The organism is Rhodococcus sp. OAS809, from assembly GCF_040546695.1.
In the GTDB taxonomy this organism is placed as follows: Bacteria; Actinomycetota; Actinomycetes; order Mycobacteriales; family Mycobacteriaceae; genus Rhodococcus_F; species Rhodococcus_F qingshengii.
The window spans coordinates 2,181,797-2,195,638 of the sequence record NZ_JBEPOI010000002.1; the positions used below are offsets into that span (position 1 = coordinate 2,181,797).

A 13,842-nucleotide genomic window follows, 5' to 3' on the forward strand; every position below is an offset into this window, starting at 1 on the left:
CGGATCGGTCTACTTCGGTGTCACTCCGAGCAACGGCGCCAACTGCGTCGCGATCGGGTTGAGGTTCAACTTGTCCGGATCGACCTTCGGCTTGAAGTCCCAAGGCTGGATCGTGTCGGGATCGGCGTACACCACGCGGTTGGCACTGCGGACGCCCGTCTCGCTGCCCAGCGGCGTCTCACACGACGCGGCGGTGTTGAGCGGGAAGTCCTGCTGGGTGTCGTCGAAATTGGGATTCTGACGCTTCATCTCGTCCAGGATCGCCATGGTGCCTTCGTAACCCACCGTGCACGAGAGCGGATTGTTGGTCTCCAGCACCAAGCCCTGATGGACCGTTCCGTCGCCGGGAGCAACCGTCGGTGCGGCAGCGGCCAGACCGGGAAGGAAGATCAGGAACGGCTGCAGCGCGATCGTTCGCGGCGCAAGCGTCTTGGTGGTCGCGGCAAGATTGGTCAGGTCAGTCGTCAGGCTCGGGCCCGCCTCGTTGATGAGGGCACCGATCTGATCGCTGGCCGGGATGCCGTTGTCGATCAAGCGACGGATGTCCGGATCACTGGTCCGCAACTGCGCCGTGACAGCATCGAGATCGGTACTGAACTGCTTGATCGCGGAGGACTGATCCGACTGCGTCGTCAGTACCGTCTCACTGTTCCGAATCAGCGCGAGCGTCTGAGGCAGAGTGTCGAGCCCGGACTGCGAGAGGCCGGACAGCGAATCGGCCAGGACCTGAATGTCCTCGCCCTTGCCGTTGAACGCTGCACCGAGTTCGACGGCGACGGTGTGGAGCGCGTCGACGGGCACGGACTTGACCAAGCCGTTGGCACTGGTCAGCACATCCTCGATCGGGATCGGAGTTGTGGTGTCCCCCACCGCGATCACCGAGCCGTCCTCGAGAAACGGTCCCTGGTCGGTATCGGGCTGAAGGTCGACGTACTGCTCACCGATGGCGGAGCGGTTGGCCACGACGGCACGGGCCGACGCGGGAATCTCCGGAGCACTGTTGTCGATCTTCAGGTCGACCTGAATTCCGTCCTCGGTCAACGACATGTCGCCCACTCGCCCGACCGGCACGCCGCGATACGTCACCTCGGCGTTGGTGAAAATTCCACCGGACGTGGCCAATTCGGTCTTGACCGTGTACTGACCGAACCCCATGAGGTTGTCCAGGCGCACGTACTTGGCGCCGACGTAGATGAGACCCAGGAGCGCAACCACGACAAAGCCGACGAGCTGCCATCTGACCAGAGCTGATCTCACTGTCCATCACCGCCGATTCCGAACTGTTCCAGCATTCCCTGGATGGGGTTGAGTGGGTTCGCCGCGGGCGCCGGCGTTGCCGGGTCACCCGCTGTTGTGGCGGGAAGGCCGGCGACAACGGGAACCTGCGGCAGGATCGGAGCGATCGGCAGCAGTGACACTGTCGGCCACCCCGGTCGCGGCCCGTTGCCGTTGTAGTACGGGTTGGAGGGGTCGACCACCGGCTTGGGATTGCCGAACTTGGGCTGGCGGTATTCCGGTTCTCCCTGCCCGACACCGAGACCCGAGAGTGTATTGCCGATCTGCAGGTCGACACTCAGGAAGAGGTTGACGGAACCACCCTGTGCAATCTTCTCGACACCGTCCGGGAACGGGAACGTCGGAAGGAACGGAAGTGCCCCCACGAAGTCGTCACCGGAGTCTGCGAGCGCCTGCAGCGTCGGACGCAGAGCCTGAAGATCAGCGATCAGATCGTCCTTGGACTGTGTGAGGACGTCGGTTCCCACTGTTCCGAGTCGATCCACCTGAGCGAGCATCTGCGTCAGCTGCGGACGCTGCTCGTTGAGAACCTGTGTCGCAACGGGGAGTTCCTCGAGAATCTTCCCGATCTTCTCGTTCTGATCGTTGACGCGAGTCGAGAGCACATCCAGGCCGTCGAGGGCGCGTGTGATGTCGTCACGCTGCTCGTTGAGTCCACCGATGAGTGTGTTCGCCTGCTCCAGAAGACTTCTCGTCTTGCCTTCGCGACCGTCGAACGCGGCACCGAGTTCTTCGACGATGGGCTGCAACTGGCCCACACCGCCGCCGTTGAGCAGCAGCGACAATGCGCCGAGAACCTGCTCGATCTCCGTGGCGTGGCGAGTGCGATCCAGCGGAATGAGGTCACCGTCGGCCAGCTTCGCAGAGTCCGGTCCGGACGGCGGGGCCGACAGCTGGATGAACTTCTCGCCGAGCAGGTTGGTCTGCTCGACCGCGGCAATTGCGTTGGCGGGCAGATCAACCGACGAGTCGAGGATGATTCCGACGTCCGCGGTCCATCCGTCCGGTCCGACCGACACGTCGTCGACTCGACCGACCGGAACACCGTCGACCTTCACAGCGGACTGCGGAACAAGGTCCAAGACATCGTCGAACTGAATGGTCAAGTGCATCGGATCGGAACCCACATCAGGACCGCCGGGAAGCGGGACAGCGTAGATCCCCTCGGACGAGCAGGCGGTTGCCGAGATCAGGACGGCGCACAATCCGGCGCCGACTATCAATGAACGCTTCACTCGCCCTCCCCGTTTCCACTGGTCAGTCGCGGTGACACGACGCCGGGCACAGTGCCCGGAACTACCTGCATCTGTCGTTCGGAACCGGCAAGGATGCCGAAGGGAAGGTTCAGGCCTGCAGCCTGATTGGCTGCGTCGGTCATCGCTGCGACGTTTGCGCACTGGTCGATGGCCGGTTGCATCTGCCGTCCCAACGCCTCAAACCGCGGATCACCAGGCAATAGTTTGCCGAGGTCCATCAACTTGCAGAGCACTCCGGCCGGGTTCTGAAGATCAGGGAACGCCAGACGTGAAGCCAGCACACCTGATTCGGCGTCGTACGAGTTGACCAGGTTGGAGATCGCCAGCGGAAGCATGGTGAGCGTGTTGGCCAGTGCTTCCTTGTTGTTCGCCAATGTCTGTGTCGGTTCGACGAGACCCTCGGTTGTCTGGACCAACTGATCGCGGTTGTCGGCCACGAACTTCGCGACGTCGCCGAGAGCAATCGAGAGCTGGTTCAGAGCGGCACCGAGATCGTCGCGCTCACCTGCCAGGAATCCGGTCAGGTCCGACAACTGCGTGTTGAACTGGCGCACCTGCTGATCGTTGGCCGCGAGAGCGCCCACAAAAGTATCCAGGTTCTTGATGGTGAGCGAGATGTTGTCACGCGAATCGTTGAGCGTCCGTGCGGCATCCGAGAGGTTGGTGATGCTGTCTCCCAACGCTTCACCGTTGCCCTCGAGGTTGGCCGCACCTGTCTCGACGAAATCGGACAGTGCTCCGTTCTTGTTGGCACCTTCAGGACCGAGAGCCGACGCGAGTTCGTCGATGCTGGAGTACAACTGGTCGACCTCGACAGGCGTCGCCGTCTTCTCGATCGGAATTACTGCACCGCTGGCCATCTTGTCGCCGCCGGTGAAGACCGGTGTCAGCTGGATGTAGCGGTCGGCAACCACCGACGGCGTGATCTGAGCGGCACTGGCACCCGCGGGAATGTCGATCCCACGATCGACACGCAGCTCGACCTTGACCTGATCTCCCTGGGGTTCGACGGATTCGACGGTGCCGACCTTGACACCGAGAACACGAACGTCGGAGCCGTCGTAGATACCCACCGACTTGTCGAAGTAGGCGGTGATCTTGGTGGTTCCGGCGCGAGTGAACACCCACCACAGCGCGCCACCGATTACGAGTAACCCGATCAGAACAGCGGCGATGATCGCGACCGAGCGCTTCTTGGAGCCGCTTCCGGCTTCGGCAGTATCAGCCATCAGTTGCCTCCCAACGTACGAACGGGGTCACGGTAGCCCGGAATGTCCGGTAGACCCGGCGGAAGGAGGTTCACGACGACCTGGTCGAACCAACGGCCGTTGCCGACCACGTTGGCATACAAGCGAATGAAGGGTTCGTAGAGCTTCAGTGCCTTGTCCAGGTTCTCGTTGTTTGCCTTCAGGATGTCGATGACGCCGTTGAGCTGCGTCAGCGCCGGCCCGATTGCCGCCTCGTTGTCACGAACGAGACCGGTGAGCTGCTGAGAGACGCGCTGAGTTCCGGTGAGCAGCTGCGAAATCGCTTGCTGGCGATTGTTGAGCTCCTGCACCAGTAGTCCACCGTCTCGGATCAGCTGGGTGAATTCCTTGTTGCGGTCAGCAAGAATCTGCGACGTCTTCCCGGTGGCGGCGAAGAGCTTCTGCAAGTCCTGATCGCGGCTCGCGATCGTCTGCGACAGCCGACTGACACCGTCGAGCGAAGCGCGGACATCGCCAGGTGTCTCGGAGAATGCCTGGGACAACGTCTCCATGCTCTTCGCCAACTGGTCGGTGTCGATGTCGCCGACGGTGTCCGCCGCGGCCGAGAAGGCCTGAACGACGTCGTACGGAGAGGTGGTGCGCTCTAGCGGAATCCGATCCTTGGGATCGAGGTTGTCGGTTCCGCGCGGATCTAGTGCGAGGTACTTCTGTCCCAGAATGGTCTTGATCTGAATGGACGCAGAGGTTTGATCTCCCACCCACGCGTCACTGACCTTGAAGTCGACGAGAACACGGTCACCGTCGAGATCGACGGAAGTGACCTTGCCGACCTTCACGCCGGCGATACGAACCTCGTTACCAGGCTTGAGACCCGCGGCTTCGGAGAACTCGGCGGAGTAGGACGAGCCTGCTCCCACGAACGGAAGCGAATCGAGGAAGAACGCGGACAAAGTGGCCAGCAGCACCACGAAGATACCGATGGCTCCGGCCATTGCCGGACTGCGACGTTTACTCATCGACCTTGCAACTCCCTCATACCGTCTTGAGTGCATCGCGTGGCCGCGTTGGTGTAAATCGGCTGATTGACCGTCGGCAGGCCGGTGGGCAGATTCAGCGACGCAGACTGTCCTGGACCGGCAACGATGTCGATTCCGCACAGATAGAACTGGAACCAGGAACCGTAGCTCGCTACGCGTGCGAGCTTCTCGAGCTTGACCGGCAAGGTCTCGAGCACCGCGTTGACGTCGTCACTCCGACGATTGAGTGTGGTCGCCAGTGTGTTGAGCGCCGTGATCGAGCCCTGAATCGACGGCCGCGTCGGCTCGAGCAGGTCTGCCGTCGCGTCGGTCAGGCCGGCGAGTGAGGTGACGGCCGAACCGACCACCCCACGCTCGTTGGCCAACCCGGTGACGAGTTGCTGGGTGTTGACGATCAGTGAATCGAGGTTCTTGTCGTTCGCGTTGACGGTGTCGAGAACGTCGTTGAGGTTCTTGATCACCGCGCCGATGACCGCGTCCTTGTCCGCGACGGTGTTGGTCAGGCTCGCGGTGTTGCGCACGAGCTCACTGATGGTGCCCGATTCGCCTTGGAACACCTGGATGATCTGGTACGACAGCTTGTTGACGTCGTCCGCGCTCAGGGTGGTGAACAGCGGCTTGAAGCCGTTGAAGAGTGTCGTGAGGTTGACTGCCGGGCGCGTCTGAGACAGCGGCAGGGTATCGCCGCCGGTGATCTTCTTGCCTTGGCTGCCTTCACCCTGCGAGAGCGAGATGTACCGCTGCCCCACCAGGTTGCGGAACCGGATGGTGGCGATGGAACTGGCCGGCAACCAATCACGATCGGACACCGAGAACTGGACCTCGGCCTGGTTGTCGTTGACGATGGCAATCTTCTCGACCTGGCCGACACGAACACCGGCAATGCGGACCTCGTCGCCCTCGTTCAACGAAGTGACGTCGGAGAAGACGGCGTTGAACTTGGTGCCGCCACCGCCGCCGAGGTTGGCGATACTGGCTGCCAGCAGTCCTGTCGCCAGGACCGTCACCACAACGAAGATGATGAGCTTTGTCAGCGGAGCTGCGAGTCCTCTCATTGGACGCTCACCTCCGCACCTGCGAATGCCGGAGCGCTGACCATCGTGGTCCACGCCGGAACATCGTCCGGCGCAACACCGTTGGCCTGTCCGTAGATCACCTTCAACGTATCCTCTTCGAGTTTCGAGCCCGCGTAGCCGGCCTGCTGAGCCGGACCGCTGTTGTTGGTCGAGAACAACTGAGGTCCGGAGCCCTCGGGTGCAGGCAGGAATTCCATGGTGGCGGGACCTGGATTGCGGGAAGGAACCTGGTAGGAACCGTCACCGTACGAACCGCCGGGGTACTGCGGGAACGGACGACCGGGCTCGGTGACGTTGTCGTAGCAAACCGGGCCGCGGTTGTCGACGAGCCGTGGCTCGTCTTGGTTGGGCAGGTAGCGACCCTTGGGGTTCACGATCTGAATACTCGCACGCACACCAGGATTGGGCGCGTCGGTGGACAGGATCTTGGCAGCTTCCGGAGCGGTGTCCGAGAAGCCCTTGAACGTGCACCCGAAGGTCGGAGAGTACTGGGCCAGAAGCTGGAGAGCTTCCTTCGAATCCGCAGCGAGCGTGATGATCGAGGACGAGTTCGCTTCGAGGAAGGCTGCGGTGTCAGACGATGTCACGGTGAGCGACGCCAGCAGTGTCCGCAACTGGTCCTGCTTCTGCACCACCGTGTTACCCGTGGTCCGCAGATTGTCGAGAGCGTTGATCAGATCGGGCGCAGCGTCCGAGTACGTCTGGGAGAAGTCCGCGAACTTGCGCAGATCCTCTTGCACCGCGGGCAGTTCGGTATTGACGCCGCGGAAGATCTCCTCGAGACGATCGACCGTCAGACCGAGCTCGGCGCCGCGTCCCGTCAGACCCTGCGCGAGAGAACCGAGAGTGTTCGCCAGATCCTGCGGCGGAATCGCCTGCAGAAGTGGGAGCAGTCCGTCCAGAACGTCGCCGACCTCGACAGCATTGCCGCTCTTGTCCTGGTGGATCACCGTTCCCGCGGAAATCGGGGTCGCGGTGGTTCCCTCCGGAATGATCAGGGAGACGTAGCGCTCACCGAAAAGCGTCTTCGGGAGCAGACGCGCCGTGACGTTGGACGGAATGAGATCAGCCTTGTCCGGCTCGATCGCGAGGACCGAGGTGACCTGGCCGTCTTTCGTCGACGCGGATCGCACCTCGCCGACCAGCAGCCCACGGACCTTGACGTCCGCGTTGGGTGGCAACGCATTTCCGACTGTGTCGGTCACGAGGTCGATCTTCACGACGTCCTTGAACGTCTTGTTGAAGGTTCCGATGGTGAAGGCCAGGAACAATGCCAACACCACGAAGAACACGAGTCCGAGCACACGGCGGCGCAGGACTGACGGAGCCTCGATCATCCGGCCACCCTCACTGTCGTCGTGGTGCCCCAGATTGCGAGGCTGAGGAAGAAGTCGAGAACGGCGATCGTCACGATTGCGGCGCGAACAGCGCGGCCGACGGCCACGCCGACACCTGCGGGACCACCTGAGGCATGGAACCCGTAGTAGCAGTGGATCAGGATCAGCACGAAGGCGAATACCAGGACTTTCGCAAACGAATACAGCACGTCCTGCGGTGGCAGGAACAGGTTGAAGTAGTGGTCGTAGGAACCCGTCGACTGCCCGTTGAAGACCGTGCTGATCACTCTCGAGGCGAGGTACGCCGCGAGTAGACCCACGATGTACAGCGGAATGACGGCGACGAAGCCGGCGATCATGCGCGTCGTGACCAGGAACGGCACCGACGGAACTGCCATGACCTCGAGCGCGTCGATCTCTTCGGAGATTCGCATGGCACCGAGCTGGGCGGTGAAACCACAACCAACCGTGGCCGAGAGCGCAAGAGCCGCAACGATCGGAGCGATCTCACGGGTGTTGACGTATGCGGAGAGGAAGCCGGTCAGGACCGAGCTACCCAACTGCTCCAGAGCGGCGAAGCCCTGGAGGCCGACGACGACACCCGTGAATCCGGACATCATCGCGATGACGCCGATGGTTCCGCCGATCACAGCGAGCGCACCGCTACCGAAGGTCACTTCGGCGAGTAGTCGAAGCGTCTCCTTCCGGTACCGATGCAGCGTGCGAGGGGTCCACGCGATGGCGCGCGCGTAGAACGACATCTGCTCGCCCGCGCGGTCCAACGCGTTCACTGGAATTCTGGCTACTTTGCGACTCTTCAGCAGGAACTGATCGCCGCGGCCTCGTGCGATGGTCATTTAGGTCAAGATCCCTTCGCCGGCACGATCTGGAGGTACACCATCGTCAGAATCAGATTGGCGAAGAACAACAGCAGGAACGTGATGACGACGGCCTGGTTCACCGCCTCACCGACGCCCTTCGGGCCACCGGACGGGTGGAGTCCCTTGTACGCGGAGATCACACCAGCGATGACACCGAACACCGCGGCTTTGATCTCACCGCTCCAAATGTCCGGTAGCTGCGCAAAGGCTGAGAATGACGAGATGTAGGCACCGGGGTTACCGCCCTGCAGGATCACGTTGAAGAAGTAACCACCCGCGATACCGACGACGGACACCAGTCCGTTGAGCAGAACAGCGATCAGCACCATCGCGAGTACACGCGGAACCACCAGGCGCTGAATCGGATTGATTCCGAGGACTTCCATCGCGTCGATCTCTTCACGGATGGTTCGAGAACCGAGATCGGCCGTCACGGCCGATCCGGCCGCACCGGCGACCAGCAACGCTGTCACCAGGGGGCTACCCTGCTGGATCACCGCCAGGACGCTGGCAGCGCCGGTGAACGATTCTGCACCCAACTGCTTGATCAGCGAACCGGTCTGCAGTGAGACGACGGCGCCGAAAGGGATGGCTACCAATGCCGTCGGCAAAATTGTCACGCTGGCGATGAACCAGGCCTGCTCGATGAACTCACGGAACTGAAATGGACGCCGGAACGTATTCCTGACGACGTCGACAAACAGTTCGACGATGTTTCCGGCCTGAGTTAATGCTCCGTTGACCGGACTCAGAACCGAGTTGCGGGTAACCCCCATCCGATATGCCTACCCTTGCCCGTGTGTCGTGTTTCCGTAGGGATCGCCCTCGTATGCAGGAATGACCTGCGTGTCTTGCGAGTTGTCGTTCCACTCCCCCTGATAGCCGCTCGCTTCGGCGTACTGGGGATCGTACTGCCCAGTTCCGTCAACCTCGTCGAGGCTGTCCTGAATCGCCGCCTGTGCGTTAGCTGGGAGGGTGTGCATGATCTGACGGACGCGCTCCTGGCGACGACGAACAGCCTGACGCTCCGGGTTTCCGGGGGTGGCCTTCATCTGCGGCACGATGCCCTCGACGTCGTCGACACCACCGGCGTGGTGACCGGCGTCGACGAGCGCCTGCTCGTGCGCCATCTGAGCCTCGTCCTTCTCCTCCGACATACCGATCGGACCGATCATCGTTCCGTTGAGGAACTGCTTGACGACGGGCTCGTCCGAGGTGAGCAGCACCTCACGAGGACCGAACATCACCAACTGACGACGGAAGAGCATGCCGATGTTGTCCGGCACCGTGCGTGCGAGGTTGATGTTGTGCGAGACGATCAGAATCGTCGCGTCCGACTGGGCGTTGATGTCGATCAGCGTTTGGCTGATGTACGTCGTACGCACCGGATCCAGACCGGAGTCGGGCTCGTCGACGAGGATGATCTCGGGATCGAGAACGAGTGCACGCGCCAGACCGGCACGCTTGCGCATACCGCCGGAGATCTCACCGGGAAGCTTGTCCTCGGCGCCGACCAGACCCGTGAGGTCCAACTTCTCCATCACGATCTTGCGGATATCGGATTCCGACTTCTTGGTGTGCTCACGAAGCGGGAAGGCGATGTTGTCGTACAAGTTCATCGAGCCGAACAGTGCGCCGTCCTGGAAGAGAACGCCGAACAGCTTGCGGATCTCGTAGAGCTCCTTGGAGGAGCACTGCAGGATGTCCGTGCCGTCGATGACGATGGAGCCTTGTTCAGGGCGGAGCAGTCCGATCAGGGACTTCAGGAACACCGACTTACCGGTACCCGAAGGCCCGAGCAGTGCGCTGACCTCACCCGCGGGAAGTGTCAACGACACGTCCTGCCAAATCCTCTGCGACCCGAAAGACTTTGTCAGTCCTTGTACCGCTACCTCGACTCCCACCATTACCTCCGCGACGTCCGTTGCATGCATGCACCCGTGTGGGTTGGGTCACTCTATCGCATGGGAGTGGTACCCGTGACTGCGAATACTACTAACGAGTAGGGAAGAAGCATAATTCAGATCACAGCCTAGTTCGGACACCCCTCCCACCTGCATGAATTCCTGCATATCACCCGCGAAAAAAGTTCAAAAAAAGAGGGCCACTCCCCGTGGGGAGTGGCCCTCTTCGTTACTACTCGCGAAGAGCAGCGGGAAAACCGTCTTACTTGATGACGATCTTTGCTCCGGCAGCTTCGAGCTTTTCCTTGGCAGCCTCTGCGGCGTCCTTGGCAACCTTCTCGAGGATGGCCTTCGGAGCGCTCTCGACGAGGTCCTTGGCTTCCTTCAGGCCGAGGCCGGAAACGACCTCACGGACGACCTTGATGACCTGGATCTTCTTGTCGCCAGCCGACTCGAGGACGACGTCGAACTCGTCCTGCTCTTCAGCAGCTTCTGCGCCGGCAGCCGGTGCGCCTGCAGCGGCGACGGCGACGGGAGCAGCAGCGGTGACCTCGAAGGTCTCCTCGAATGCCTTAACGAACTCCGAGAGCTCGAGGAGGGTGAGCTCCTTGAACTGGTCCAACAACTCTTCGGTGCTGAGCTTCGCCATTGTGGCGGTCCTTCCTGTAAGTCCCATGTCGCTGATCCGCGACCGGGCGGGGTTATAGCAGTGATGCGCGGGTGCGGATCAGCTTTCGGCTTCGGCCTCGGCCGGAGCCTCGGTGGCAGCCTCTGCGGGGGCCTCTGCGGCTCCGCCTTCTGCAGCCTTCTTCTCCTGCAGGGCAGCGGCCAGACGGGCCATCTGCGAAGCGGGAGCATTGAACAGGCCTGCGGCCTTTGCCAAGTTGCCCTTCATCGCGCCGGCAAGCTTTGCCAACAGGATTTCGCGGGATTCGAGATCCGCGATCTTGTTGACCTCTTCCACGGACAGCGCAGCGCCGTCCATGTAGCCGCCCTTGATGATGAGCGCCTTGTTGTCCTTAGCGAAGTTCTTCAGAGCCTTCGCAGCGTCGACCGGTTCGCCCTTGATGAATGCAATGGCGGTCGGACCAACGAACAGGTCATCAAGGCCCTCGATGCCAGCCTCTGCGGCGGCACGCTTGACCAGGGTGTTCTTGGCGACGGAGTAGGTGGCACCTTCTCCGAGAGCGCGTCGCAGTGTCGTGATGTTGCCAACCGAAAGGCCACGGTATTCCGTGACCACAGCGGCGGTCGAACCCTTGAACTGCTCGGTGATTTCCGCAACTGCGGAAACCTTCTCAGGCTTTGCCATACTTCGCCTCCTCTCGTGACAGTCGTTGTCCCACTCAGGAACCGCTGCACCTCATCGGGGTGAACCCGAGAAGACACAGTCCGCGACATGCAAAACGCCCCGGCGCAAGCGCACGGGGCGTACAGAGGAAACATGAAGAAGAGGCTTACGAATCAGCGTAACGATGCAAAGCGAGGCAGTGCATAACCAGGCAAACTGTAGAACCACTACATCAAGCTATCCCCCTACCTCGTTCACCTACGTGGGCCGCCGGGCACTCCCGGACTTTCAACCACACCCATCACTGAGTGCAATCACCAACGGTCTTGGGTAGAACATGATTTTGGGGTGAAGTTCATATCCAGCACTGAACTCCGCCTCGAAGACTACCTGACTGCTCGCTGCACAACCAAATCGGGTTCGTCACGCACCCGATTCCTTCAAGCACCGATAGCCCTGGCGATCTTGTGTTCGATTGCTGCCCGAGCTCGGTCCGGCAACACCAGCAGTCCATCGAGTTCCTTGTGGGCCTTCCGGTACGCACTCTGACGTTCCTGTGGCGTCGCGCCCTCGTCCATGGCCAGTCGCAGCAGACGTTGCGCCCTTACCAGGCGTTCTTGTTCGTCGAGGGTGAATCCGCTCCGTCGGCGGCGCTTCGCCTCAGCTTCCGCGATTTCGAAGGCGATCGAGTAAGCGTGCACCGCCTCGCGGTACTCGGTTTGTGCCTGCTGGTTGCCGATCATCGTCTCCGGATTGCCTGGGCGAAGCAGATCGGCACGGTATTTGGCTCGATGAAAATCGGCGGTCAAAGGCTCGCGCATGTCCGTCATCATCGGGGTGTCGAGCAGTGTGACCGGATCGAGCTCGTACGAGAACCATCGGGCGTCGACCGCATCGTGCTGCTCGATTGCCTTGGCCAGCTCTCGGCGCTGTGTTTCTTCGTCGGCGTGATGTTGTGCGTTGGCTTGCGCGATGGCGACCTTGGTCTGCTGCTTGAGCCGGAAGCGCTCTTGCCGGCGCTCGATCCGCCTTTCGTTGGCAACCGCGACACCCTTCAGCGCCCCACCGATGGTGCCGCCGAAAACGAAGATCAGCCACCAAAAGTTTCCGAGGAACTGGAACGCTTCGTGCATACCCCGATGATGCCACCGTTGGATCGATACCACCGTTGGACCGATACCACCGGCAGAGGCAGGCCCTCCCGACACAGACAAGAAGGCCGGCAGGGAGTGATCCCTGCCGGCCTTCTTGTTCGTATGCGGACTGCTTACGCGTCTGCAGCATCCTCGAGGAGGTTGCGAGTACGGTTCGGATCCACCGGGATGCCCGGACCGGTGGTGGTCGAGACCGTGATCTTCTTCACGTAGCGACCCTTGGCCGACGAGGGCTTCGCACGCAGGATCTCGTCCAGGGCTGCGCCGTAGTTCTCCACCAGCTTCTCATCGTCGAACGATGCCTTGCCGATGACGAAGTGCAGGTTGGCCTGCTTGTCGACGCGGAAGTTGATCTTTCCGCCCTTGATGTCGTTGACAGCCTTGGTGACATCCGCCGTGACGGTGCCCGTCTTCGGGTTCGGCATCAGGCCACGCGGTCCGAGGACACGGGCGATGCGGCCGACCTTGGCCATCTGATCAGGAGTCGCGATTGCGGCGTCGAAATCGACCCATCCACCCTGGATGCGCTCGATCAGGTCTTCTGCACCGACTACGTCAGCGCCTGCAGCCTCGGCTTCTGCTGCCTTCTCGCCAACAGCGAACACGATGACGCGAGCGGTCTTACCGGTGCCGTGGGGCAGGTTGACCGTTCCGCGGACCATCTGGTCAGCCTTACGGGGGTCGACGCCCAGACGAACTGCAACCTCAACGGTTGCATCCATCTTGGTGGACGACGTCTCCTTGGCGAGCTTTGCAGCCTGAAGCGGGCTGTAGAGCTTGTCTGCGTCGATCTTCTCAGCGGCGGCGAGGTACGCCTTGCTGCGCTTTGCCATTTGTTCTGTCCTTACTTGTCACTGCAGCGAATTACCTGTGCAGTGGTGAATGGTTCAGTTGTGGTCGGGGCCTGGCCGGCCCTCCCACGTAATGCTGTGGAGCGGACTATCAGCCCTGGACCGTGATGCCCATGGAACGAGCGGTGCCGGCGATGATCTTCGCGGCCTGCTCGATGTCATTGGCATTGAGGTCTTCAGCCTTGGTCTTCGCGATTTCGCGCACCTGATCCATGGTCACCGAGGCAACCTTGGTCTTGTGCGGTTCGCCGGAGCCCTTGGCGACGCCGGCTGCCTTGAGGAGCAGCTTGGCGGCGGGAGGGGTCTTCAGCTTGAAATCGAAGGTCCGGTCTTCGTAGACCGAGATCTCGACCGGCACAACGTTGCCGCGCTGGGACTCAGTCGCCGCGTTGTAGGCCTTGCAGAACTCCATGATGTTCACGCCGTGCTGACCGAGCGCGGGACCCACGGGAGGTGCAGGGTTAGCCTGACCTGCCTGGATCTGCAGCTTGATGAGCCCGGCGAGCTTCTTCTTCTTTGGGGGCATCTCTAGTTCCTAGTTTCTAGCTTGG

14 protein-coding genes are annotated in these 13,842 nt (G+C 61.5%); all 14 read right to left on the minus strand.

The window, feature by feature from the left end; all coding sequences use genetic code 11:
• Positions 1-9: 9 nt before the first annotated feature.
• Positions 10-1,257, minus strand: a complete 1,248-nt coding sequence (locus ABIE52_RS13045; protein ID WP_003942085.1) for an MCE family protein — start codon at positions 1,255-1,257, stop codon at positions 10-12.
• Positions 1,254-2,531, minus strand: a complete 1,278-nt coding sequence (locus ABIE52_RS13050) for an MCE family protein (protein WP_003941859.1) — start codon at positions 2,529-2,531, stop codon at positions 1,254-1,256. The genes ABIE52_RS13045 and ABIE52_RS13050 overlap by 4 nt, the downstream gene beginning before the upstream one ends.
• The gene (locus ABIE52_RS13055) at positions 2,528-3,781 is read right to left on the minus strand and encodes an MCE family protein (protein ID WP_003941941.1); all 1,254 of its coding nucleotides are present in this window, start codon (positions 3,779-3,781) and stop codon (positions 2,528-2,530) included. Before ABIE52_RS13055 ends, ABIE52_RS13050 begins: the two co-directional genes overlap by 4 nt.
• Positions 3,781-4,776, minus strand: coding sequence for an MCE family protein (locus ABIE52_RS13060; RefSeq protein ID WP_003942053.1), 996 nt, complete (start codon positions 4,774-4,776; stop codon positions 3,781-3,783). The genes ABIE52_RS13055 and ABIE52_RS13060 overlap by 1 nt, the downstream gene beginning before the upstream one ends.
• A complete protein-coding gene (locus ABIE52_RS13065) occupies positions 4,773-5,852 on the minus strand; it encodes an MCE family protein (RefSeq protein WP_003941932.1) in 1,080 nt (359 codons plus the stop codon). The genes ABIE52_RS13060 and ABIE52_RS13065 overlap by 4 nt, the downstream gene beginning before the upstream one ends.
• Positions 5,849-7,210 carry an MCE family protein gene (locus ABIE52_RS13070; RefSeq protein ID WP_003942007.1) on the minus strand — a complete coding sequence of 454 codons (1,362 nt, stop codon included), beginning with the start codon at positions 7,208-7,210 and terminating at the stop codon, positions 5,849-5,851. Before ABIE52_RS13070 ends, ABIE52_RS13065 begins: the two co-directional genes overlap by 4 nt.
• Complete coding sequence (locus ABIE52_RS13075) at positions 7,207-8,067, minus strand: MlaE family ABC transporter permease (RefSeq protein ID WP_003941894.1); 861 nt, start codon at positions 8,065-8,067, stop codon at positions 7,207-7,209. Before ABIE52_RS13075 ends, ABIE52_RS13070 begins: the two co-directional genes overlap by 4 nt.
• A 5-nt stretch (positions 8,068-8,072) precedes the next feature.
• A complete protein-coding gene (locus ABIE52_RS13080; RefSeq protein WP_003942038.1) occupies positions 8,073-8,867 on the minus strand; it encodes an MlaE family ABC transporter permease in 795 nt (264 codons plus the stop codon).
• Between the two features lie 9 nt (positions 8,868-8,876).
• Complete coding sequence (locus ABIE52_RS13085) at positions 8,877-9,998, minus strand: ABC transporter ATP-binding protein (RefSeq protein ID WP_007728450.1); 1,122 nt, start codon at positions 9,996-9,998, stop codon at positions 8,877-8,879.
• Between the two features lie 259 nt (positions 9,999-10,257).
• A complete protein-coding gene (rplL, locus tag ABIE52_RS13090) occupies positions 10,258-10,644 on the minus strand; it encodes a 50S ribosomal protein L7/L12 (RefSeq protein ID WP_003941857.1) in 387 nt (128 codons plus the stop codon).
• Between the two features lie 78 nt (positions 10,645-10,722).
• Positions 10,723-11,307, minus strand: a complete 585-nt coding sequence (gene rplJ, locus ABIE52_RS13095) for a 50S ribosomal protein L10 (protein ID WP_003942074.1) — start codon at positions 11,305-11,307, stop codon at positions 10,723-10,725.
• Between the two features lie 419 nt (positions 11,308-11,726).
• Entirely contained in the window at positions 11,727-12,419 is a 693-nt protein-coding gene (locus ABIE52_RS13100) for a hypothetical protein (RefSeq protein WP_042453090.1), read from the minus strand.
• A gap of 134 nt (positions 12,420-12,553) precedes the next feature.
• Positions 12,554-13,273, minus strand: a complete 720-nt coding sequence (gene rplA, locus ABIE52_RS13105) for a 50S ribosomal protein L1 (RefSeq protein ID WP_003941982.1) — start codon at positions 13,271-13,273, stop codon at positions 12,554-12,556.
• Positions 13,274-13,382: 109 nt separating this feature from the next.
• The gene (rplK, locus tag ABIE52_RS13110) at positions 13,383-13,817 is read right to left on the minus strand and encodes a 50S ribosomal protein L11 (RefSeq protein ID WP_003941896.1); all 435 of its coding nucleotides are present in this window, start codon (positions 13,815-13,817) and stop codon (positions 13,383-13,385) included.
• Between the last annotated feature and the right edge of the window lie 25 nt (positions 13,818-13,842).